The 22,278-nt window shown below is 65.4% G+C and carries 16 protein-coding genes; 1 reads left to right on the forward strand and 15 read right to left on the reverse strand.

Going from position 1 to position 22,278, the window contains the following annotated elements:
* Position 1: 1 nt before the first annotated feature.
* The 11 genes from V3C40_RS10665 to V3C40_RS10715 all read right to left on the reverse strand — a co-directional run bounded on the left by V3C40_RS10665 (position 2) and on the right by V3C40_RS10715 (position 15,755).
* The gene (locus V3C40_RS10665; RefSeq protein WP_331777398.1) at positions 2 to 856 is read right to left on the reverse strand and encodes an enoyl-CoA hydratase family protein; all 855 of its coding nucleotides are present in this window, start codon (positions 854 to 856) and stop codon (positions 2 to 4) included.
* Between the two features lie 2 nt (positions 857 to 858).
* Positions 859 to 1,371: a MarR family winged helix-turn-helix transcriptional regulator gene (locus V3C40_RS10670; RefSeq protein ID WP_034751704.1), complete on the reverse strand. Its 513-nt coding sequence runs from the start codon at positions 1,369 to 1,371 to the stop codon at positions 859 to 861.
* Between the two features lie 13 nt (positions 1,372 to 1,384).
* Positions 1,385 to 2,185, reverse strand: a complete 801-nt coding sequence (locus V3C40_RS10675; RefSeq protein ID WP_331777399.1) for an SDR family NAD(P)-dependent oxidoreductase — start codon at positions 2,183 to 2,185, stop codon at positions 1,385 to 1,387.
* Between the two features lies 1 nt (position 2,186).
* On the reverse strand, positions 2,187 to 4,568 hold the full coding sequence (locus V3C40_RS10680; RefSeq protein WP_331777400.1) for a bifunctional salicylyl-CoA 5-hydroxylase/oxidoreductase: 2,382 nt from the start codon (positions 4,566 to 4,568) through the stop codon (positions 2,187 to 2,189).
* On the reverse strand, positions 4,565 to 6,181 hold the full coding sequence (locus V3C40_RS10685) for an AMP-binding protein (RefSeq protein WP_331777401.1): 1,617 nt from the start codon (positions 6,179 to 6,181) through the stop codon (positions 4,565 to 4,567). The genes V3C40_RS10680 and V3C40_RS10685 overlap by 4 nt, the downstream gene beginning before the upstream one ends.
* Before the next feature lie 93 nt (positions 6,182 to 6,274).
* Complete coding sequence (locus V3C40_RS10690) at positions 6,275 to 6,985, reverse strand: response regulator (protein WP_331777402.1); 711 nt, start codon at positions 6,983 to 6,985, stop codon at positions 6,275 to 6,277.
* An 86-nt stretch (positions 6,986 to 7,071) separates the two neighbouring features.
* Complete coding sequence (locus V3C40_RS10695) at positions 7,072 to 11,235, reverse strand: hybrid sensor histidine kinase/response regulator (RefSeq protein WP_331777403.1); 4,164 nt, start codon at positions 11,233 to 11,235, stop codon at positions 7,072 to 7,074.
* A gap of 120 nt (positions 11,236 to 11,355) precedes the next feature.
* Complete coding sequence (locus V3C40_RS10700; protein WP_034751717.1) at positions 11,356 to 12,525, reverse strand: patatin-like phospholipase family protein; 1,170 nt, start codon at positions 12,523 to 12,525, stop codon at positions 11,356 to 11,358.
* A gap of 51 nt (positions 12,526 to 12,576) precedes the next feature.
* A complete protein-coding gene (ggt, locus tag V3C40_RS10705) occupies positions 12,577 to 14,352 on the reverse strand; it encodes a gamma-glutamyltransferase (RefSeq protein WP_331777404.1) in 1,776 nt (591 codons plus the stop codon).
* Positions 14,353 to 14,424: 72 nt separating this feature from the next.
* Positions 14,425 to 15,183 carry a 3-hydroxyacyl-CoA dehydrogenase gene (locus V3C40_RS10710; protein WP_034751723.1) on the reverse strand — a complete coding sequence of 253 codons (759 nt, stop codon included), beginning with the start codon at positions 15,181 to 15,183 and terminating at the stop codon, positions 14,425 to 14,427.
* A 149-nt stretch (positions 15,184 to 15,332) separates the two neighbouring features.
* On the reverse strand, positions 15,333 to 15,755 hold the full coding sequence (locus tag V3C40_RS10715) for a hypothetical protein (protein WP_139248374.1): 423 nt from the start codon (positions 15,753 to 15,755) through the stop codon (positions 15,333 to 15,335).
* A 246-nt stretch (positions 15,756 to 16,001) separates the two neighbouring features.
* On the opposite strand from V3C40_RS10715, the gene V3C40_RS10720 reads away from it, so the two are divergent.
* Positions 16,002 to 18,071: a TonB-dependent receptor domain-containing protein gene (locus V3C40_RS10720; protein WP_034751725.1), complete on the forward strand. Its 2,070-nt coding sequence runs from the start codon at positions 16,002 to 16,004 to the stop codon at positions 18,069 to 18,071.
* On the opposite strand, the gene V3C40_RS10725 is transcribed toward V3C40_RS10720, so the two are convergent.
* From V3C40_RS10725 to adk, 4 genes are all read right to left on the reverse strand, one after another.
* Positions 18,068 to 18,568 (reverse strand): glycine zipper family protein, encoded by a 501-nt coding sequence (locus V3C40_RS10725; RefSeq protein ID WP_070303923.1) that lies wholly within the window; start codon positions 18,566 to 18,568, stop codon positions 18,068 to 18,070. The genes V3C40_RS10720 and V3C40_RS10725 overlap by 4 nt on opposite strands.
* 14 nt (positions 18,569 to 18,582) lie before the next feature.
* The gene (locus V3C40_RS10730) at positions 18,583 to 19,020 is read right to left on the reverse strand and encodes a hypothetical protein (RefSeq protein ID WP_331777405.1); all 438 of its coding nucleotides are present in this window, start codon (positions 19,018 to 19,020) and stop codon (positions 18,583 to 18,585) included.
* A gap of 177 nt (positions 19,021 to 19,197) precedes the next feature.
* Positions 19,198 to 21,321 carry a sodium-translocating pyrophosphatase gene (locus tag V3C40_RS10735; protein ID WP_331777406.1) on the reverse strand — a complete coding sequence of 708 codons (2,124 nt, stop codon included), beginning with the start codon at positions 21,319 to 21,321 and terminating at the stop codon, positions 19,198 to 19,200.
* Between the two features lie 179 nt (positions 21,322 to 21,500).
* Positions 21,501 to 22,157 carry an adenylate kinase gene (gene adk, locus V3C40_RS10740; protein ID WP_034751729.1) on the reverse strand — a complete coding sequence of 219 codons (657 nt, stop codon included), beginning with the start codon at positions 22,155 to 22,157 and terminating at the stop codon, positions 21,501 to 21,503.
* Between the last annotated feature and the right edge of the window lie 121 nt (positions 22,158 to 22,278).

A 22,278-nucleotide genomic window follows, 5' to 3' on the forward strand; every position in this document is an offset into this window, starting at 1 on the left:
GTCAGTTACCCTCGAATTGTGGTTTTTCCTTCGCCACGAAAGCGTGATAGGCGCGGTGGAAATCGTTGGTGGCCATGCAAATGGCCTGCGCCTGCGCTTCCGCCTCAATCGCTTCATCGACGCCCATGTTCCACTCCTGCTGCAGCATTTTTTTCGTCATGCCGTGCGCGAACGTGGGGCCGCTGGCCAGGCCGGCGGCGAACAGCTGCGCCGCCTCTGCCAATTCTTCCGGCTCGACGAAGCGGTTGAGCCAGCCCCAGCGCTCGGCCTCGGCGCCGGCCAGGGAGCGTCCCGTGTACAGCAGCTCGGCGGCGCGGCCCTGGCCAATCACGCGCGGCAGCAAGGCGCAGGCGCCCATGTCGCAGCCGGCCAGGCCCACGCGGGTAAACAAAAAGGCCGTCTTGCTGCGCGCCGTGCCGATGCGGATATCGGAAGCCAGCGCCAGCATGGCGCCGGCGCCCGCGCATATGCCGTCGATGGCGGCGATGATGGGCTGCGGACAGGCGCGCATGGCTTTCACCACGTCGCCCGTCATGCGGGTAAACGCCAGCAGGCCAGGCATGTCGAGCTTCGTCAGCGGGCCGATGATGTCGTGCACGTCGCCGCCCGAGCAGAAATTGCCGCCGCTGCCCGTGATGATGACGGCCTTGACGTCGTCCGCATGGGCCAGCGCGCGAAACAGCTCGCGCAATTCCGCATACGAGTCAAAAGTGAGCGGATTCTTGCGCTCGGGGCGGTGCAGGGTCAGTGTGGCAACGCCTGCGTCGACGGCAAACAGAAAATGCCGCGCGGCGTAATGGGCCAGGCTGGCGCGGTTGCCTGGCAGGTCTTGCGGCTGGCCGGGTAGATGGCGCATGGTCAGTCCTTTATCGAGGTGTCATTCAGTTGCTGCTTCATGTGCGACAGCAGGTCAATCAGCTGGGTTTTGTCGTCCGGCGTCACGCCGTGCAGCAGTTCGGCGATCCAGCCTTCGTGCACGCGCGCCATCTCGTCGAAGGCGCGCCGGCCCGCTGGCGTCAGCTTGACGCTGTACGAACGGCGGTCCTTCGGATCGACCACGCGCACCACGAGTTTTTCCTGCTCCAGCTGGTCGGTGATGCCCGTGATATTGCCGCCCGTGACCATCATGCGCTTGGACAGTTCGCCCATGCGCAAACCATCGGGAAAGCGCTCGAGCTGCGCCATCAAGTCGAAGCGGGGCAAGGTGATGCCGAAGGTGGCGCGCAAGCGCGTGCGCACCTCGTTTTCAATCTTGACCGTACACGAGAGCATACGCAGCCACAATTTCAGCGACTGGTGGTGGTCCTGCGTCAGCCGGCTGGCCAGGTCCAGCACGGGTTCGTCGTGCAAATTTTCGGGTTCTTTATCCATGGTCTTCATTCAGTTACATGACTTCGCCGCCGGCGACGGCGATCGATTGTCCATTCATGGCGGACGACGCGGGCAGGCATAGCCACGCCACCGCATCGGCCACTTCCTGCGGCTGCACCAGCCGCTGCTGCGGATTGCCAGCCGCCAGTTCCGCGCGCGCCGCCTCTTCGCCGCGCCCCGTCTTGCGCACGATGTTCTGCACGGCCTGCGCCACCATGTCCGTTTCCGTGTAGCCGGGGCAGACAGCGTTGACGGTGACGCCGCGCGGCGCCACTTCCAGCGCCAGTGCGCGCGTCAGGCCGATCACGCCATGCTTGGCCGCGACATAGGCGCTGACATAGCGATAGCCTTTCAAGCCCGCCGTCGACGCCACGTTGACGATGCGCCCCCAGCCCGCTTCCAGCATGGCCGGCATGGCCGCCTGGCAGCAGTGGTACACACCCGTCAGGTTCACGGCCAGCATCTGCAGCCAGATGGCGGCGTCCGTCTTGCCGAAAGGCGCCGCATGCGCCTGGCCCGCGTTATTGACCAGAATATCGACGCGGCCGAAATGCGCGGCCGCCTGCGCAAACCCTGCCTGCACGGACGCTTCCACGGCCACGTCGAGCACGCAGATGGCCACCCTGCCCGCGTGGCCCGCCTCTTCCAGCTGCATGCGCGCGCGCGCCAGCCGCGCGCCATCGCGCCCGGCCAGGGTAACCCTGGCGCCCGCGTCCAGCAAGGCGCCCGCGCAAGCGAGGCCAATGCCGCTGCCGGCGCCCGTCACCAGCGCATGTTTGTCGGCCAATGCGCCATCCAGTTGATCCTTGCTCATGTCATCCTTCCAGCAGCCGCGCGGCCACCTGTTGCGGGGTGAGGCCCGTATTGGCGGCGGCCAGCTGGCGTTCGCGCTGCAGATTGCGTTCCAGCTGCTGCTGGCCAGGGCGGTACTGTTTCGGCCACGCTGCGCCTGCCCCGGCGCCGCTGTAGCCGATGCGCGCCATTTCCGTCAAGGTCCAGGCCGGGTTGGCCAGATGCGGGCGGCCCACGGCGCACAGGTCGGCGCGCCCGGCGGCGATGATGCTGTTGGCGTGGTCGGCTTCGAAGATCGAGCCGACGGCCATGCTGGCGATGCCCGCCTCGTTGCGCACGCGGTCGGCGAACGGCGCCTGGAACATGCGCCCGTACACGGGTTGTTCGAGTTTGCTGACCTGGCCCGAGGAACAGTCAATCAGATCGGCGCCGGCCTGCTTGAACAGGCGCGCGATGACGACTGCATCGTCGGGCGTGATGCCGCCTTCGACCCAGTCGTGGGCCGAGATGCGCACGCTCATTGGTTTATCCTGCGGCCAGGCGGCGCGCATGGCGCGGAACACGCGCAGCGGATAACGGCAGCGGTTTTCCAGACTGCCGCCATATTCGTCCGTGCGGCGGTTCGTCAGCGGCGAGATAAAACTCGACAGCAGATAGCCGTGCGCGCAATGCAGTTCCAGCCAGTCGAAACCGGCGACGGCCGCGGCCAGGGTGGCGCGCACGAAGTCCTGCTCGATGCGCGCCAGGTCGCTTTCCGTGGCCGCGCGCGCCACCTGCGACACACCGGCCAGGTATTGCTGTTCCGAGGCCGAGATCAAGGGCCAGTTGCCCTCGCTGAGCGGCAGGTCGATGCCGTCCCACATGGGCCGCGTCGAGCCTTTCGCGCCCGCGTGGCCCAGTTGCAGGGCGATCTTCGCATCGCTGTTCGCATGCACGAAATCGACGATGCGGCGCCACGCCTGCGTGTGCGCTTCGCTGTACATGCCGGGACAGGCGGGCGTGATGCGCGCATCGGCCGACACGCACGTCATCTCGGCAAACACGAGGCCCGCACCGCCCATGGCGCGCGCGCCCAGGTGCATCAAATGGTAGTCGCCCGCCACGCCATCGACGGCGCTGTACTGCGCCATCGGCGAGACGGCGATGCGGTTTTTCAGCAGCACGCCGCGCAGCCGGAAGGGCGTGAGCATGGGCGGCAAGGCTTCGGCCCCCATCTCCACGCCGGCCTGCTCGCCCGCGCGCCGCGCCAGCCACTGTTCATAATCGGCCACATACGCGGGGTCGCGCAGGCGCAGGTTTTCATGCGAAATGCGCTGGCTGCGCGTGAGCATGGAATAGGCGAACTGCGGCGCTTCCATGGCGCTGTAACGCTCGACGTTTTCAAACCACTCCATGGAATTGCGCGCCGCGCTCTGGATTTTCAGCACTTCGATGGCGCGCAGCTGCTGGTAGGCGGCTAGCGCAGTGTCGCTATCCCCATGCTGGCCGAAGCAGCGCGCCAGCTCGATCGCGTCTTCCAGCGCCAGCTTGGTGCCGGAGCCGATCGAATAATGGGCCGTGTGGGCAGCGTCGCCCATCAGCACGACGGGTACGCCATCCTGCCGGTGCACCCATTGCCGGCAGACGATGCGCGGGAAGGTGATCCACTGCGCCGAGCCGCGCAAGTGCGGCGAATTGCTCAGCAAACCCTGGCCGTCGAGTTCCTCGGCAAACAGGGCTTCGCAAAAGGCGATGCCTGCTTCCTGGCTCATGCTGTCCAAGCCCGCGGCGCGCCACACGTGTTCGGGCGTCTCGACGATGAAGGTGGAAGTGTCGCCATCGTATTGATAGATATGCGCCTGGAACCAGCCGTGCGGCGTCTGGCGGAAGGCAAACGTGAACGCCTCGAATTTCTTGCGCGTGCCCAGCCAGATAAAGCGGCAATGGCGCTGGTCGATCTCGGGCTGGTAGCTGGCCGCATAGCGCATGCGGATGCGGCTGTTCAAGCCATCGCTGGCGATCACCAGGTCGGCGCCGTACTGCTTCGCGATGGCCTGATCGTCCTGCACTTCCGTCTCGAACACCAGCTGTACGCCAAGCTCCTCGCAGCGCGCCTGCAGGATGTTGAGCAGGCGCTTGCGGCCGATGCCGCAAAAGCCATGGCCGCCGGAACGCACGGTCTGGCCCTTGAAGTGGATTTCGATATCGTCCCAATGGTTGAACGCCTGCAGGATGGCGCGCGCAGTCGGCTCGTCCGCGTTGGCCAGGTTGCCCAGAGTCTGGTCGGAAAACACGACGCCCCAGCCAAACGTGTCGTACGGGCGGTTGCGCTCGATGACGGTGATGCGGTGATCGGGGTTCTGCTTTTTCATGAGCAGACTGAAATACAGGCCGGCGGGGCCGCCGCCGATGCAGACAATATTCATGGGGTGTCCGTGCGAAGTTTGAAGCGCTGCAGCTTGCCCGTTTCCGTGCGCGGCAGCGAAGGCAGGAAGCGGATGGCGCGCGGATATTTATACGGGGCGATCTGCTGGCGCACGAAGTCCTGCAGTTCGGCCGCCAGCGCAGCGCTGGCCTGGCTGTCGTCTTTCAGCACCACGTGCGCCTCGACGATCTGGCCACGCTCGGCATCGGCGCGCCCGACCACGCCGCATTCGGCCACGGCAGGGTGGCGCAGCAGCGCCTCTTCCACTTCCGGGCCGGCGATGTTGTAGCCGGCCGAGACGATCATGTCGTCGCTGCGCGAGCGGTAATAAAAATAGCCGTCCGCATCCATCTCGAAGGTGTCGCCCGTCAGATTCCAGCCGTTCTGCACGTAATCGCGCTGGCGCGGGTCGGACAGATAGCGGCAACCGGTGGGGCCTTTCACGGCCAGGCGGCCCGTCACGCCGGGCGGCTGCGGCACGCCCGCATCGTCGACGATGCATGCCTGGTAGCCGGGAATGGCCTTGCCGATGGCGCCGCGGCGGATGCCCTCGCCCGTGGCGGAAATGAAGATGTGCAGCATCTCGGTCGCGCCGATGCCGTCCGTCATGGCCAGCCCGGTCGCCGCCTGCCAAGCGTCGCGCGTGGCCAGCGGCAGCGCTTCGCCGGCCGACACGGACAAGCGCAGGCTGCGCAAGTCGTGGCTGGCTGCCAGGGGTGCCATCTGGCGGTAAAAGGTGGGCGCCGTGAAGCAGATCGTGGCTTGATAGGCGCCGATGGCGCGCAGCAGGCCGTCGGGCGTGAGTTTTTCCAGCAGCACGGTGGCCGCGCCAAAGCGCAGGGGGAACAGCAGCAAGCCACCGAGGCCGAAGGTGAACGCCAGCGGCGGCGTGCCGATGAAGATGTCGCCGGCACGTACCTGCAGCATGGAGCGGGGGAAGCAGTCGCAGATGGCCAGCAGATCGCGGTGCATGTGCATGGTGCCTTTGGGGATGCCCGTCGTGCCCGAGGTAAAGCTGATCAGACAGACGTCGTCAGCCGCCGTGTCGCATGCGGAAAATGGCGCAGCGTGGGCCGCCATGCGCCGTTCCAGTTCCGCGTCGGCGGCGCCAAAGCACAGCATGGGCGGCAAGCCGGGCACGCCATCGAGTTCCGCGCGCAAGCTCTGCGCGCACAGCACGGCATTCACTTCAGCTTTGGACAGGATGATGGACAGTTCGCGTGCGCGCAGCAGCGGCATGGTGGGCACGGCGATGCAGCCGGCTTTCAGCACGGCGAGCAGGCAGGCGGCCATCATGGGAGTATTCGCGCCGCGCAGCAGCACGCGGTTGCCGGGGATCAGACGTAACTCGCTGCGCAGCACGTGGGCGATGCGGTCGACTTGCCGCGCGAGCTCGGCGTAGCTCCAGCGCTGGCCGTCGGCAAGGATGGCGGTACGCTCGCTGCCGTTGAGCACGGCCGCATCGAGCAGCGCGGCGACGCAATTGAGGCGCGCCGGATACTGGAGCTCGGGCAAATCAAGGCACAGCTGCGGCCAGAGTGCGCGCGGCGGCAAATGCGTGCGCGCAAAGTCGTCCTGGGGAGATGCTGTGGTAGGCGAAGGGTCGCTGCTCATGCTCATCCTGGCGGGTAGCGGGCGCGTGCACAAGGCCCGGAAGCAGATACTTTAAACCTAAAGTATTTTTCCGGCAAGCGAAAAACAGCAGATTCAGTCGCCTCTGTCCTGTTGCTGCAGCAAACGCGCCTGCTGTGCCACGCTGCGCGCCAGCGCGGCCAGGGCCGTTTGCATCTGGCCGCCGTCAAGCACCGCCGATTGCAGCAGCGCGCTCATACCGGCTTCCGCGCCATGCAGTCCCAAGGTGCGGCAACCGAGGTGCAGCCGTTCCAGCTGCTGGCGCGCCTGGGCCGGTTCGCCGCGTGCCAGCAAGGCGTCGACCTGTTCGCTGGCGGCGCCGATCTGTCCCTGAAAGCCCGTCAAGTAGGCCAGCAGGCGTTCGCCGTCGATGCCCAGCCGCTGCAAGGTATCGCGCGGCGCCTCGGCCGGCAAGGCGGAAACGTCGAAGCAAGCGTCGATATGCTGGCGCACCTGCTCCGGCTGGAAGGGTTTCACGATGTAGCCGGCGGCGCCGGCCTGCACGGCGTCGCGCACCGTGTCCTGGTCATTGGCCGACGAGACCAGCACCAGCGGCATGGCGTCGAGTGCACTGTCGGAGCGGACTTTTTGCAGCAGCTCCATGCCGGACAGGCGCGGCATGCGCAAGTCGCAAAAGCACAGCGAGGGACGCAAGCCGCCTTCGAGCTGCTCCCACGCCGCCGCGCCATCCTCGGCTTCCACGATATCGTGCACGCCGCAGCTGTCGATCAAATGCATCAATACCATGCGCGACACGACATCATCGTCAACCACCAGTACTTTCATTGCTTTCTCCATTGGCGGCAGCGTCAAGGTGCCTGGCCGTATTCTACCCAGTTTCGCCGCGCGCCCGAAGGCCGGCATTGCCTATTTTACATTTCTTGACCCGAAACGGCTATTTGCGCCAACAGTGCGCGCAATTGCGGCAAATGCAGGGCCACCTGCGTCCAGCGCCCGCCATCCGCCGCCTCTTCCATTTCCGTGCACAGCATGTGCAGCTGCGTTTCATCGAGATAGGCGGCGCTGCCCTTCAAGCCGTGCAGCAGGCGCCCGGCGTTATCGCGGTCCTGCGCCGCCAGGGCGTCGTCGAGTTCGCGCAAGCGCCCTTCCAGGTCGGCGACGAAGGCGACACGGATGCGCCGTTGCAGCTCGCCGCTGCGGATGGACTGGGAAGGCGCCGGAACAGGAACTGCCGGCGCGATGCCGAACAGGGCATCGAGTTCGGCCTGCCCCCGCGCGGCGCCGCGCGGCGCGTTCGACGGCATGCGCGGCAGCATGAAACCGCGCTGCAGCTGGCGCTCGATGGCGCGCGCCAGCAAGCCATGCAGCGCCGCCTCGTCCACCGGCTTGCTGAGGAAATCATCCATGCCGACGCCAAGATAGCGGCTGCGGTCTTCTTCGCTGGCGTTCGCCGTCAGGGCCACGATCATCAGCTCCTGGTCGCGCACGGGCTGGTCCGGCCAGCCGCCCACGCGGATCAATCGCGTCGCCGTGGCGCCGTCCATCTCCGGCATGCGCCCGTCCATCAGGATCAGGTCATAGCGCGTATGCACGCAGGCCGCCACCGCCAGCACGCCGTTGGCGACCACGTCGACCCGGTGTCCCAGTTCCTCGAGCATGACGCGGATGATGATCTGGTTGGTGGGGAAGTCTTCCGCGCACAGCACGCGCAGCTGGTGGCTGTGCGGCGCCAGCGCCACCTGCGGCACCAGCGGCGGCGCCACACCATCGGCCAGGGGCAAGGTGAAGGCAAACGTGCTGCCCTGCCCCGGCGTGCTGGCCACCTCGATTTCGCCATCCATCAGTTCGACCAGCTGGCGGCAGATGGCCAGGCCCAGCCCCGTGCCGCCGTAGCGCCGCGTGGTGCTGGCGTCGGCCTGCTCGAACTTCTGGAACAGGCGCGCCATCGCATCGGCATCGATGCCGATGCCGCTGTCGCTGACGGTAAAGCGGATCAGGTTGACACGGCGCCCGCCCCTGCCGCTGGCCACGCCGGCCCGCTCGACGCACACGCTGACGCCGCCGCGCTGGGTGAACTTGAAGGCATTGCCGACCAGGTTGACCAGCACCTGGCGCAAACGGGTCGGGTCGCCCACGACGAAGGGCGGCAGGTCGGGCGCGAAATCGATGGAGAAACCGATGCTGCGCGCGGCCGCCTGCTCTTCGAACAGGGTGACGACCGTCTCGATCGCCGCGCCGAGCGCGAAGTCGATGTTTTCGATACTCAGCTTGCCCGCCTCGATCTTCGAGAAATCGAGCAAGTCGTTGATGATCACCAGCAGCGACTGGGCATTGGCCTGGCCGCGCAGGATCTGTTCGCGCGTGGCGTCGTGCAGCTGCTCGTCGCGCAGGGCAAAACCCAGCATGCCGATCACGCCGGCCAGCGGCGTGCGCATCTCGTGGCTCATGTTGGCCAAAAATTCCGACTTCTGGCGCGTCGCATCCTCGGCCTTGCGCTTGGCCTGGCGCAGGCTTTCCTCGTTTTTCGTCAGGCTGCTGTTCACCTGCGCCAGCTTTTCCGACTGGGCCAGCACTTCGATTTCCTTGCTCTGCAACTCGGCCGTGCGTTCGCCGACCAGTTTTTCCAGTTCGTTCTGCTGGCGCCGCAGCGTGCGCACGCGCTGGCGGTAGGCGCCATACACGGCGCCCAGCAGCAGCGCCGCCATCAGGGTGCGGAACCACCAGGTTTTCCAGAACGGCGGCAAGATCGTGATGGCCAAAGTGGTGCCGCTCTCGTTCCACACGCCGTCCTTGTTGGCCGCCTTGACGCGAAACACATAGTTGCCCGCATCGAGGTTGGTGTAGGTGGCAAAGCGCCGCCCCGCATCGGTCATGACCCAGTCCTGGTCGAAGCCTTCAAGCCGGTAGGCGAACATATTGCGCTGGGGCGCGGCGAAATGCAGGGCCGCGAATTCCAGCGAAAAGACGCTTTCGCGGCTGGTCAGCACCAGCTCGCGCGTATGGTCGATGGCCGTCTTGAGCACATGCGCGAACTCGCCGCGGCCGATGCCCACCGGCTTGTTGAAGATCTGCAGTTCCGTGACAGCCACCAGCGGCGGCACGCGGTTGTCGTGGATATCCTGCGGTATGAACGCCGTCATGCCGTTGAAGCCGCCGAAATACATGGTGCCGTCCGACGCGCGCAGGGCCGCGCCATCGAAGTACGAGCCTTCCACCGTGCCGTCGGCGCTGTCGTAGTTGCGAAACAGGCCGCTGCGCATGTCGAGCCGCGTGATGCCGCTATTCGTGCTCAGCCACAGCTGCTCGTTGTCGTCGCCGAGGATGCTGGCGACGGCATCGTCGGCCATGCCATCCTTGCGCAGGAAACGGCGGAAACGGATCTCGCCCTTGGCGTCGATGTCCATGCGGTTCAGGCCATTGGCCGTGCCCACCCACAGCACGCCGCGCTTGTCCTCGTGCAGGAAATGCACTTCGTCGTGGCTCAGACTCTGCGGGTTTTGCGGGTCGTGGCGGAAATGGCGGAAGCGGCCGCTGGCGCGGTCCAGCAAGTCCAGGCCGTGGAAGGAACCTATCCACAGCCGCCCCTTGCCGTCTTCCAGCACGGGCCGCACCATGTTGTCGGACAGGCTGTTCGGGTCGGCCGGGTCGTGGCGGTACGTGGTAAAACGCTTGCTGGCCGGGTCGAAGCGGTGCACGCCACCCCGCGTCGAGACCCACAGCATGCCGCTGCGGTCGCTGACGATATTGCGGATGGTGTCGCTGTTCGGATCGCCGGCGGCAAAGCGCATGGTGAAGAAACGCCCCAAGGCCGGATCGAATCGGTGCAAGCCCGTCGAGCCGCCCACCCACAGCACGCCGTCCGGCGCCTTGTACAGGGTCGTGACTTGCTCGTCGCGCGACATGCCGGGCGCGCTGCGCAGGTCGAACAGGCGTGAGCTACCGTCGCGCGTGTCGTACAGTTTCAGGCCGCCCTTGGTGGCCAGCCACAGCTTGCCATTGCCCGCGTCGGCCACGGCGCGCACTTTCTTGTCCGCCAGCGCGCCCACGTCGCCGGGCGCGCGCGCCATGCGCGAAAAGCCGCCGCTGCCCAGGTCGACCCGGCTCACGCCGTTGTACCAGGAGCCGACCCAGAAGGTGCCGGCGCGGTCGCGGTACAACGACGACAGCTGGTTGTCGGCCACGCTGAACTTGTCGCCCGTCTGGTGGCGGTATTGCAGGAAGGTGTCGCTTTCGGGCAGCCAGCGGAACAGGCCATCGGCATTGCTGCCCAGCCAGACGGTGGCGTCGACATCCTGGTACAGGCTGGCCACGCGGATGGCGGAGAAGCCATGTTTCTCGCCTAAGCGCACTCTCGATTGCGGCGGCTGGCCGGCCGCGCCCAGGCGCCAGCGCTCGGCACCGGCCATGGTGCCGATCCACAGGTTCTGCTGGCGGTCGATCAGCAGCGACTGGATCACGTTGTACTTCGAGCCGGGCGTCGCATCGACGGCGAAATGCTCGAAGCGCTCGCTGCCCGGCGCCAGCATGTCCAGGCCCGTCACCGTGCCTATCCACAGGCGCTGCTGCGCATCCAGCGCCAGCGCCTTGATTTCATTGTCGCCCAGGCTGTGCGGGTTGCCCTCTTCATGGTGCCAGGTGCGGAAGCGGCCCGTGGCGGGGTCGAAATGCTGCAAGCCGTCCGAGGTGGCGATCCAGAAGCCGCGCGCGCCATCGTCGAGAATGGCGTGGATATGCCGGTTGCCGTTGCCGCGCTTGCTCTTTTCTGCCGGGCCGTAATGGATGAAGGTCTGGCTGGCGGCGTCGAAGCGGTCCAGGCCATTGTCCGTGCCCACCCACAGCTGGCCCTGGCTATCGACATGCAGCTCGCCGACCCAGTTATCGGCCAGGCTGGTCTTGTCGCCCTCGATATTCTTGTAGACGACCATGCGGTAGCCGTCGTAGCGGCTCAAGCCGGACTGGCTGCCGAACCACATATAGCCTTGCCGGTCCTGGGCGATGGCCAGCACCGATTCCTGCGCCAGGCCCTGGTCGACGCTGAGCTGGTCGAAACGCAGGGTGGGCGCAGGCGCCGCCACGGCCCATCCACCCGCCATCAAAATTAACAGTAAGGCAACATCGCAAACACGTCGAAATACCCGCACAATCGTCCTGTCAAAAAAAACGCGAAAAACCCGCACGCCGCTCCAAGGGCCGTCTCAAGAACCAAAAAACGCCAGTACATCGTCCTTGCGGGCCTGCGTATCGCGCTGTCCAAGACGGATCAGCTCGTTAGTATACGTCGATTCGAACAATAAATACGATGCCAGCGCCGCGCCGCGCGCTTCTGCCGCGCCGATGCCCGACAACATGGTGCGGATGGGACGTGGCAAACTGCCGATATGCCGGCTGGCGATGGCGTCGAGCCGCTCGGACGGCGCGATGACCAGCAATTCCACGGGCCGCAAGGCCGTCTTGCCCAGCAGTTCGGGCGGCAGCATGGACAGAGTCAGGTTGATGCGGTTCAGGCGCTCGATGTCGACGGCCAGGCCATCGAGGAAGATCGACGAGAGCGCGTGGCCGGCGATCTGCGCCAGGCTCGGGTAGCGCGCCGCTTCGGACGCGGCGGGCGCCGGTTCCGTCATGCGTCCCGCACCCACCACCAGCACCTTGTTCGCGCCCAGGTGAATCGCCGGCGAGATCGGCGCCAGCTGGCGCATGGATCCGTCGCCGCAGTATTCGCGCTGGCCGCCCACGTACAAGGGCACTGCGGGGAAGATGAAGGGGATGGCGGCCGAGGCCAGCAAATGCTCCACGCCGATCTGGTCCGGCAGGGCCAGGCGCTGCGTGCGTACCCACGGCGCGATATCTTCGGCCGTCTGGTAAAACGTCATGTGGCGGCTGCCCGAATACGAGGACGCCGTCACGGCCAGCGCATGCAGCAGGCCGTCGGCCAAGGCCGCGTCCAGGCGCGGCAGGTCGAGCATGCGGTGCAGCAGGCTGACCAGAGGGGTATTGTCGAGCAGGGAACTGGGCGGCGACGCATGCCACTGGCGCAGCAGCCAGCCGAACGACAGCAGAGACAGCCAGCGCGCGCCCGAGCGGATCACGCCCAGCGAATCGGCGCGGTACACTTGCTCGACTTCGATGTGCTGCCACACGTCGAGCAGCTTTTGCACGCCTTCGCCGAAATTATCGGCACGGCAGGCCAGCGCCGTGGCGTTGATGGCGCCGGCCGAAGTGCCGCAGATGATGTCGAACGGATTGCGCGCCGGCGCCCAGCCCGCTTCCCACAGTATTGCCGAAATCGCTTGCAGCACACCCACCTGGTAGGCGGCACGGGCGCCTCCTCCCGTGAGTATCAAGCCTGTTTTATTTTGCATTCCCATGCCGGCAGATTAGCAGGGTCTGGATGCTTTGTGGAAAAGATTAGGGGGTGATTAATCTCCGCGAACCATCCCTTCTCTTCTCGGATCTGCCCCCCCAAACCAGAAATCCTTGCCATGCGCATTCAGGCGCATGATGCCCTGCAAGCCCGAGTTCTGCTCGATCACGCGCACCTCGTGGCCCATCGCCTGCAGCGCCTCGACTTGCGCTGCAGGCGCACGGCCCTTTTCCAGTTCCGTCGGGCCGTTGCGGCTGCCGAAGTTCGGCAGGCTGATCGCCTGCTGCACGTTCAAGCCCCAGTCCATGGTGCCGACGAGCACCTTGGCCACATAATTGATGATGGACGAGCCGCCGGGCGAACCCGTGGCCAGCACCAGCTTGTGCGTGCCCTTCTCGAACACGAGGGTGGGCGACATGGCGCTGCGCGGCCGCTTGCCCGCTTCGACCCGGTTGGCGATCGGGCCATCCGCATCGCGCGAATCGAACGAGAAATCCGTCAGCTGGTTATTGAGCAAAAAGCCGTCGACCATCTGGCGCGAACCGAACGCGTCTTCCACGCTGGTGGTCATCGACAGGCCGTCCCCAAAAGCGTCGACGGCCACCAGGTGCGAGGTCGACGGGCGCTGCAAGGCGTTGTCCATGCCCCACGCCACCTGCATGCCGGGCGGCGTGCCAGGTTTGGCCTTGCCCATGGATTTTTCACCGATCAGCGAGGCGCGCTGCGCCAGATAGGTTTTATCGAGCATCGAGGCGACGCCATTGCCCGGCAGCGGCACGAAGTCCGTGTCGGCCACGTAGCGGTTGCGGTCCGCGTAGGCCAGGCGCCCCGCTTCCGAGAACAGGTGGATCGCTTGCGCATCGAGCACGCCGTCGACGGGCGCATACGGCCGGATGTCTTTGACCTCCAGGATGCCCAGCATCTGCGCGATGGCGATGCCGCCCGACGATGGCGGCGGCATGCCGCACACGGTCCAGGCCTTGTAATCGCTGCAGACGGGCTCGCGCACCTTGGCCTTGTAGCCGGCGATGTCGGTCGCCGTCAGCTTGCCCGGGTTGGTCGGGTGCGACGCCACCTTGGCGGCGATGTCACGCGCGATGCGGCCGTTGTAAAAAGCGTCGGCGCCGCCGCGGGCGATCTCGCGCAAGGTGCGCGCCAGTTCGGGATTCTTCAGCACGTGGCCGACGGGCCAGGCATTGCCCTCTTTGTCATAGAAATACGCGGCGGCGACAGGGTCGCGCTTCAAGGCCTGGTCCCAGTTCAGCAAGCCGTTGAGGCGCTGGCTGACGGGAAAGCCGCCGTGCGCCAGCTTGATGGCGGGGCCGAACAGGGTGGCCCACGGCAGCTTGCCGTGTTCCTGGTGCGCCAGTTCCAGCATGCGCAGCACGCCCGGCGCACCCACGGAACGCCCGCCCACCACGCCCGTGGCGCGCGAGACGGGACTGCCGTCCGGATTCTGGAACAGGTGTTCATCGGCGGCGGCCGGCGCCGTTTCGCGCCCGTCGAATGCCTGCACGCCCTTGGCCGTGGAGTACAGCAAAAAGGCGCCGCCGCCGATGCCCGACGATTGCGGTTCGACCAGGGTCAGTACCAGCTGCGTGGCGATGGCCGCGTCGATGGCGCTGCCGCCCTTTTTCAGCATCTGGTAGCCCGCATCGGCAGCCAGCGGATTGGCGGCGGCGACCATGAATTTCTGCGCCGCCCAACCCGATTTTTCCGCATACGCGGTGGCGACTTCCGGCGCCTTTTGCGGCACCTCGGCAAATACGGGACTGGCAGCGAGTGCTCCCAGCAAGGTCAGGCTCAGCGCCAGCGGCTTCAATGTGATCATGCTTACTCCGGTAAAGATACCCGGGTATGCTACCTCAAATGCCGGCCACGGCGCTGCACCCTCGACGAGGGCTTACTTCGGCTGCATGCGGATCGCGCCGTCGAGACGAATCGTTTCGCCATTGAGCATGACGTTTTCCACGATGGCTTTCACCAGTTGCGCGTATTCGCCGGGCTTGCCCAGGCGCGATGGGAACGGCACCATCTTGCCCAGCGCATCCTGCACTTCGGCCGGCATGCCCAGCAGCATCGGCGTTTCGAAAATGCCGGGCGCCACCGTCATCACGCGGATGCCGTTGCGCGACAAATCACGCGCCATCGGCAGGGTCAGTCCCACCACGGCCGCCTTCGACGAGGCGTAGGCTGCCTGGCCGATCTGGCCATCGTAGGCCGCCACGGACGCCGTGTTGATGATGATGCCGCGCTCGCCTTCAGCGGTGGCATCCTGCTTGGCCATGGCGTCGGCCGCCAGGCGGCACATATTGAAGGTGCCCACCAGGTTGATGTTGACGACTTTCTGGAACAGGGCCAGCGGGTGCGGGCCATCCTTGCCCACGGTTTTCACGGCCGGCGCCACACCAGCGCAGTTGACGAGGCCACGCAAGGTACCGAGTTTGGTAGCGGCCGCCACCACGGCCAGGCCGTCTTCTTCCGACGTCACGTCGCACTGCACAAACACGCCATCGAGTTCCGCGGCCAGCGCCTGGCCCGCTTCCGTCTGCACGTCGGCCAGCACGACCTTGCCGCCGGCCGCCGTCAGCATGCGCGCCGTGGCCGCGCCCAGGCCCGATGCGCCGCCCGTGATGATGAATACATTGTCTTGAATCTGCATGAAATCTCCTGAGTGATAAGGGCCGTGTTCCCGGCGCCTGATGGTTACATGGTGCCATAGTTACGTTTACGTAAACGTAATGTCGGCGACAATTGTAGCCATTTTTGAGCGCACCGCGCGAAAACTTGCAGGACCAGCCTATGGCAGGACTAAAAACACTGGATGAACGCCCCATTGCGGTGGCAGATGCGCCCGTTGGCATCGAGCGTGGCGTTGCCCGCGCCGTTGTAGCGCGCGCCGGCCGCATCGCGGCAACCGCCCGTGTCGCAGGCGCCGATCGGCTGCGGCGCACGGGGCATGGGCACGGCCGGGCTGGGCGGCAGGGGCGCCATGGGCACGACGGGAGGCGCGGGCTGCGCCGGCATGCGGCCGATCACTTGCGGCACGGAACGGCGCGGCTGCACGGGCGGCGCCGGGCGGCAAGGTTCGACGGCCAGCTTACCGCTGTCGCGCGGATCGAGCTGGCACACGGGCAAATCATCGGAAACGGCCTGCTCCTGGGCGCCTGCGTGGCCGCCAGCGAGCAGCAGGGCGCAGGCCAGCGCCGGTATGGTTTTGATCATCGTCTTCATGCCACCTCCCCATGCATCGATCATACCGCTTTCATTATTGGCACACGCGGCGCCAGATGCCATGCATATGCTGCAACGGTGTTTTATTTCCTTTCATCACTTTCCTTCTTGCCAGGATAGCATTACAATAAGAACGATTCTTATTCTCATTGGCAGAATGGGAGCGCAGTTTATTGCATTTTCAATCATTCATACCCGAGCCACCCGGAAGGCAGCCAGGAAAAAACAACATCCGGAAAGTTCACCATGACCAAGCGCAGTCCCGCCTTCACATCCTTCGCAGTCCCCGCCGCCACTCCCGCCCGTCCCCGCCATTGCGCCACCCTGATCCTGCCCTGCCTGCTGTCCTTGGCCGTCAGCAACGCCTGGGCCGAAGGCAATGTGGCCGCCGACCCGACCATGAACACGGTGGTGGTTACCGCGTCGGGTACGGCCATCGACATCAAGGATGCACCGGCCAGCATCAGCGTCATCACGCGCGAGGAAATCGAACGCCAGCCCGTGTACGACCTCAACACCCTGCTGCGCCGCATCCCCGGCGTGACGGGCGGCACCAGCCCTGTGGGCGAAGAATCGAAGATCAAGCTGCGCGGCCTGCCCGACAAATACACCTTGATCCTCGTCGACGGCAAGCGCGTGGGCAGTTCGGCCGACACGGCTTACCGCCCGGACTTGGGCCGCCAAGACTTGAACTGGATCTCGCCCGACATGATCGAGCGCATCGAAGTGGTACGCGGCCCCATGTCCTCGCTGTACGGATCGGACGCCATGGGCGGCGTGATCAACATCATCACGCGCAAGGTGCCGGGCAAGTGGAACGGTTCGGCCACGGCCAACTACACGCAGCCGCAGGACAGCGGCCGCGGTACTGCGCACCAGCTGGGCGTGAACCTGGCAGGTCCCTTGTCGGACACGGTCGGCATGCGCCTGGGCGTGGGCCAGACGCGCCAGAATCCCGATGAAAAAGCCATCGGCAAATCGGGCGGCATCGGCGGCGAACGCAACCAGACTGTCACGGGCCAGCTGAGCTGGGCGCTGGACAAGAAACAGAACCTGACGCTGGACGCCAGCTACGGCAAGCAGCAATCGACGGATTCGACCACGCTCGACGCGGACGGCTACCCGCTGTTCGGCGCCTGGGGCGCCAGCAAGCTGATACGCAAGAGCGCCAGCATCGGCTATGAAGGCCGCTGGGACTTCGGCAAGGCCATGGTCAACCTGTACCACAACGATTTCGACAACGAAGTCGTCGGCACGGTGGCGAAATCCAAGGACAGCACCCTCGACGCCAGCCTGGAAAAACGCGTCGGCTGGGGCGGCATCGAGCAGATGCTGGTGATGGGCGGCCAGTGGAAGCACCAGGAACTGACGAACACGGACACCATCGGCACCATCCCTACCGACTACCTGGGCAACCCCGTCAGCGGCGCCACCCTGTCCGGCACCACGTCGGCCCTGTTTGCGGAAGACCAGCTGTTCCTGCGCGACAACCTGACGGCCACGGCTGGCCTGCGCCTCGACCACCACAGCAAGTTCGGCAACCATTACAGCCCGCGCCTGTACCTGGTGTACCACCCTGCCCCCGCCTGGACCATCAAGGGCGGCGTGTCGCAAGGCTTCCGCGCCCCGAGCCTGAAGGAAAACTCGCCGGCGGCGGCCACGCAGTCGGGCGGACGCGGTTGCGGCAGCCTGAAACCCCTGGGCTACATCACGGGCGGCTGCTACATGGCCGGCAATGCGGACTTGAAGCCCGAAACGAGCACGGCCGGCGAAATCGGCGTGGCGTGGGAACAGAATGGCTGGGACGTGGGCGTGACGTACTTCCACACGGATTTCAAGAACAAGATCGACTACGCGCCGCTGGGCTTTTACCAGAAGCAGTGGTGGACCAAGATGACGAATATCCAGAAAGCGCGCACCAGCGGCGTGGAAGCGACGGCCACCATCCCGCTGACGAAAAACCTGAACTGGCGTAACAACGTGACCTACATGGCGGAAGCGAAAAACCTGACGACGGGCGCCAACCTGCTGTCGACGCCAAAACTGTCGTGGTACTCGGCCCTGGGCTGGCAAGTCAACGACCAGCTGTTCGGCGAAGTATCGGCCCAGTACACGGGCAAGGAACTCGACGCGGGCCAGGCGGCCAACAAGGCCTACACCATCGTCGACACGGTCGTGTCGTACAAGGTCACGCCACAATGGACCGTGCGCGGCGGCGTGGAAAACCTGTTCAAGAAAGGCCCGCTGGCCGATGGACTGGTCGACTATTACGTGCCGGGACGGCGCATGTTCGTCGGCCTGACGTCGCGCTTCTAATAGCGGGGCGGCGGCGTATTTGGCGGCGGCGTGGCGGCATTGGCCGGCACGCTGCTCAGCATCTGCCCGGCCACGGGCACCTTGTGGCCGCTCGCGTACATGCATTGCTGGTAGGCGTAGTCATAGCGGCGCTGCATGCCATACGCCGAACTGTCGGCCGCGCCCGTGCCGGCCAGCGCGCCAAAGACCAGCCCAGTGCCGGCACCCACGCCGGCGCCATGGCCGCCATCGATGGCGGCGCCGGCCACCGCACCGAGCAAGGTGCCCAGGGCCGCACTGCGCACGCCGCTGTCGGCCGCGGCCTGCTGCGCCGAACCGCCGCCCAGCTGCGCCTGCGCATACCCGCGGCACTGGGCGTCATCGCCCTGGAATTGCGCGAAACTCTTGCCCGTGCCGGGCAACACCATGGCCGATGGCCCTTGCGGCATCACCGTGCATGCCGCCAGCACAAGGGGCGCCAGCACGCCCCCGCACACTGCGCCTGTTTTCCCGTTCATGTCGCACCTCGCTTTCAGCGCACACTGCCCGGCGCCACGGCGCGCCACGGCAGCGTGCAACTTGCCACATAGGGATAATAGCCTTGCGGCTGACGGCAGTAGTACCACATCGGCGTCGTCGGCACCCCGCCCTGCTCGACATACACGGGCGGCGCGACGGGCAGCGGCTGTACCACGACCGTCCGTCCGTACGGATGGCTGTACCACGGGTCGCCGTACCACCCCGGCCCGTAGCCCCAGCTAGAACCCAGCCACACGCCGACATGCGAGCGGCCACGGAAATGGCCGTGTCCGTGATGACCATGGTGGCCATGATGGCCGTGGAAGCCGTGTCCACCGTGCCGTCCATGCCTGCCAGGATCGGCCCAGGCGCTGCCGGCCAGCGCCAGCCCCACCGCCACCGCCACGGCCAGCCCCCGCATCAGCCAGCGCCGTTTGTCTGCCTTGTCCATGATGCCTCCTGCCTTCTGCTGCCTGAAGTGACTCCTTCATTATTGGCAGGTGGCCGGCACAGGCAAGGCGCTGTAACATTTGCTCACTTTTGATACGTACACGATATGGAAATCAGGAAATTTTGACATGCCCGACGTAAAAACAGCCCCTGGAAACGGGGCTGTTTGACGTGGGGTTTATTGCGCCGGCAAGCTTTGCACCGGTGTGGCCGGCGCCAAGATGGGCGGCACGGGCGCGTGGATCGGTGCCGGCGCCTTGACCGCCAGCCAGCCCGTGGCCGGCAGCAGCGGCACCAGCAGCAGGGCGACGATATTGATGATCTTGATCAGGGGGTTCACGGCCGGACCGGCCGTGTCCTTGTACGGGTCGCCCACCGTGTCGCCCGTGACGGCCGCCTTGTGCGCATCGGAACCCTTGCCGCCGAAATGGCCATCCTCGATGTATTTCTTCGCATTGTCCCAAGCGCCGCCGCCCGTGGTCATCGAAATGGCCACGAACAGGCCCGTGACGATGGTCCCCATCAAGAGGCCGCCCAGCGCCGCTGGCCCCAGCAGCATGCCCACGACGATGGGCACCACCACGGGCAGCAAGGAGGGCACGATCATTTCGCGGATGGCCGACGCCGTCAGCATGTCGACGGCCTTGTCGTATTCGGGCCGCGCCGTGCCTTCCATGATGCCCTTGATGTCGCGGAACTGCCGGCGCACCTCGACCACCACGGCGCCGGCCGCGCGGCCCACGGCTTCCATCGCCATGGCGCCGAACAGATACGGTATCAGCCCGCCGATGAAGAGGCCGACGATGACCATGGGATTCGACAGATCAAACGTGATGTGCTGGCCCACGGATTCGAGCGCATGCGTGTAGTCGGCAAACAGCACCAACGCGGCCAGGCCGGCCGAGCCGATGGCGTAGCCCTTGGTGACGGCCTTGGTCGTGTTGCCGACGGCGTCCAGGGGGTCGGTGATGGCGCGCACGGAGTCGGGCAGGCCCGACATTTCCGCGATGCCGCCCGCGTTGTCCGTGATGGGGCCATACGCGTCGAGCGCGACGATGATGCCGGCCATCGACAGCATGGCCGTGGCCGCGATGGCGATGCCGTACAGGCCCGCCAATTGATACGAGACGAGGATGGCGACGCAGACGGCCAGCACCGGATAGGCGGTGGACTTCATCGACACGCCCAGGCCGGCGATGATGTTGGTGCCGTGGCCCGTCGTCGACGCTTCGGCGATGTGGCGCACGGGCTTGAAGTCCGTGCCCGTGTAATATTCGGTGATGTACACCATCAGGCCCGTGAGGACGATGCCGACGACGGTGGCGCCCAGCATCTTGTAGCGCATGGCGTCATCGGGCCACAGCAGCCACGTGACGACGGCAAAGCCGACCAGCGACAGGCCGGCCGCCCACCACAGGCCCGTGTACAGGGCCGACATGATCTTCTTGCCAGGCGCCGTCTTGACCATCGAGCAGCCGACGATGGAAGCGAGGATGGACACGGCGCCCAGCAGCAGCGGGTAGATGATGGCCGTGCTGCTCGCTTCGGCCATCAGCAAGGCGCCCAGCAGCATGGTGGCGATCAGGGTCACGACATAGGTTTCGAACAGGTCGGCCGCCATGCCGGCGCAGTCGCCCACGTTGTCGCCCACGTTGTCGGCGATGACGGCCGGGTTGCGCGGATCGTCCTCGGGGATGCCCGCCTCCACCTTGCCCACCAGGTCCGCGCCCACGTCGGCGCCCTTGGTGAAGATGCCGCCGCCCAGCCGCGCGAAGATGGAAATGAGCGAGGCGCCGAAGGCCAGGCCGATCAACGGCTTGATCAAATCATGCTGGGTCAGGCCGGGCGCGCCCGTCGTCACCAGCAGCCAGTAAAACAGGGTCACGCCCAGCAAGCCCAGTCCCACGACCAGCATGCCGGTAATCGCCCCGCCCTTGAAAGCCACGTTCAGCGCCTGGTTGATGCCATGCGTTGCCGCCTGCGCCGTGCGCACATTGGCCCGCACCGAGACATTCATGCCGATGAAGCCGCAGGCGCCCGACAGCACGGCGCCGATCAGGAAGCCCAGCGCCGTATGCAGGCCGAGCAGCAGATAGATGGCGATCAGCAGCACCACGCCGACGATGGCGATGGTGCGGTACTGGCGCGCCAAGTAGGCGGCCGCGCCCTGCTGGATGGCCAGCGCGATTTCCTGCATGCGCGCGTTGCCGGGATCCTGCCTCAGGATCCAGCTGCGCGACACCAAACCGTAAATGACTGCGACCACGCCGCAGGCTACCGCAAACCACAAACTGGCTGCCATATCGTCCCCTTCTGTTTTTATCCGACGTCATTGCCAACAGCTGCAGACCGCACCGGGTAGGCACGCGCAGCCAGGAAAACACGACCTGCAAAAAAACTGAACCACGAAAACGATACGGCGCCCGCCTGAAGCGCGGGCACAAAAAAAGCGGACACTCAGGTCCGCTTTTCAAACACTGCTTATTCCGCCAGGGCGGCAAATGCGCTGTCGCGGATTTGCTCGACCGGACCGACACCGGCGATGCGGCGGTATTTCGGCGCGCCTGGCAGGCCGGACTTGGCCCAGTCATTGTAGTAGTTGAGCAAAACCTTGGTCTGGTTGTGGTACACGTCCAGGCGCTTCTTGACGGTTTCCGCCTTGTCGTCGTCGCGCTGGATCAGCGGCTCGCCCGTGATGTCGTCGACGCCGTCGACTTTTGGCGGATTGAATTTGACGTGGTACACGCGGCCCGAACCCGGGTGGCTGCGGCGGCCGTCCATGCGCTCGATGATCGAAGCGTCAGGCACGTCGATTTCCAGTACGTAGTCGACATTGATGCCGGCATCTTTCATGGCGTCCGCTTGCGCGATGGTGCGCGGGAAGCCGTCGAACAGATAGCCATTGGCGCAATCGGCTTCCTGCAGGCGGTTCTTGACCAGGCCGATCATGATGTCGTCCGACACGAGGCCGCCCGCATCCATGACTTTTTTCGCTGCCAGACCCAGTTCCGTGCCTTCCTTGATCGCCGCGCGCAGCATGTCGCCCGTGGAGATTTGTGGAATATTGTATTTTTCTTTGATGAAGTTAGCTTGGGTGCCCTTGCCGGCACCGGGTGCTCCTAAAAGTATCAGACGCATTGAAAAGTTCCTAAAAAACAGATTTTGGATGGTGGTATGTGTAATTATTTTTAGATGATGTTGCTATGGCTATCTTTCCCTACGAAACTTACCACAAAAAATCCCCGGAACGCCAGTTTGC

The sequence above is a fragment of the Janthinobacterium sp. LS2A genome, from assembly GCF_036543145.1.
Taxonomy (GTDB): Bacteria; Pseudomonadota; Gammaproteobacteria; order Burkholderiales; family Burkholderiaceae_D; genus Janthinobacterium; species Janthinobacterium aestuarii.

What these genes read in the sequence shown, in the direction of transcription:
- V3C40_RS10720 (WP_034751725.1), top strand. Translation starts at nt 16,002, where the DNA reads ATGACCAAGCGCAGTCCCGCCTTCACATCCTTCGCAGTCCCCGCCGCC.
- V3C40_RS10735 (WP_331777406.1), bottom strand. Translation starts at nt 21,321, where the DNA reads ATGGCAGCCAGTTTGTGGTTTGCGGTAGCCTGCGGCGTGGTCGCAGTC.
- V3C40_RS10690 (WP_331777402.1), bottom strand. Translation starts at nt 6,985, where the DNA reads ATGAAAGTACTGGTGGTTGACGATGATGTCGTGTCGCGCATGGTATTG.
- V3C40_RS10680 (WP_331777400.1), bottom strand. Translation starts at nt 4,568, where the DNA reads ATGAATATTGTCTGCATCGGCGGCGGCCCCGCCGGCCTGTATTTCAGT.
- V3C40_RS10670 (WP_034751704.1), bottom strand. Translation starts at nt 1,371, where the DNA reads ATGGATAAAGAACCCGAAAATTTGCACGACGAACCCGTGCTGGACCTG.
- adk (WP_034751729.1), bottom strand. Translation starts at nt 22,157, where the DNA reads ATGCGTCTGATACTTTTAGGAGCACCCGGTGCCGGCAAGGGCACCCAA.
- V3C40_RS10730 (WP_331777405.1), bottom strand. Translation starts at nt 19,020, where the DNA reads ATGGACAAGGCAGACAAACGGCGCTGGCTGATGCGGGGGCTGGCCGTG.
- V3C40_RS10725 (WP_070303923.1), bottom strand. Translation starts at nt 18,568, where the DNA reads ATGAACGGGAAAACAGGCGCAGTGTGCGGGGGCGTGCTGGCGCCCCTT.
- V3C40_RS10675 (WP_331777399.1), bottom strand. Translation starts at nt 2,185, where the DNA reads ATGAGCAAGGATCAACTGGATGGCGCATTGGCCGACAAACATGCGCTG.
- V3C40_RS10710 (WP_034751723.1), bottom strand. Translation starts at nt 15,183, where the DNA reads ATGCAGATTCAAGACAATGTATTCATCATCACGGGCGGCGCATCGGGC.
- ggt (WP_331777404.1), bottom strand. Translation starts at nt 14,352, where the DNA reads ATGATCACATTGAAGCCGCTGGCGCTGAGCCTGACCTTGCTGGGAGCA.
- V3C40_RS10700 (WP_034751717.1), bottom strand. Translation starts at nt 12,525, where the DNA reads ATGGGAATGCAAAATAAAACAGGCTTGATACTCACGGGAGGAGGCGCC.
- V3C40_RS10665 (WP_331777398.1), bottom strand. Translation starts at nt 856, where the DNA reads ATGCGCCATCTACCCGGCCAGCCGCAAGACCTGCCAGGCAACCGCGCC.
- V3C40_RS10715 (WP_139248374.1), bottom strand. Translation starts at nt 15,755, where the DNA reads ATGAAGACGATGATCAAAACCATACCGGCGCTGGCCTGCGCCCTGCTG.
- V3C40_RS10685 (WP_331777401.1), bottom strand. Translation starts at nt 6,181, where the DNA reads ATGAGCAGCGACCCTTCGCCTACCACAGCATCTCCCCAGGACGACTTT.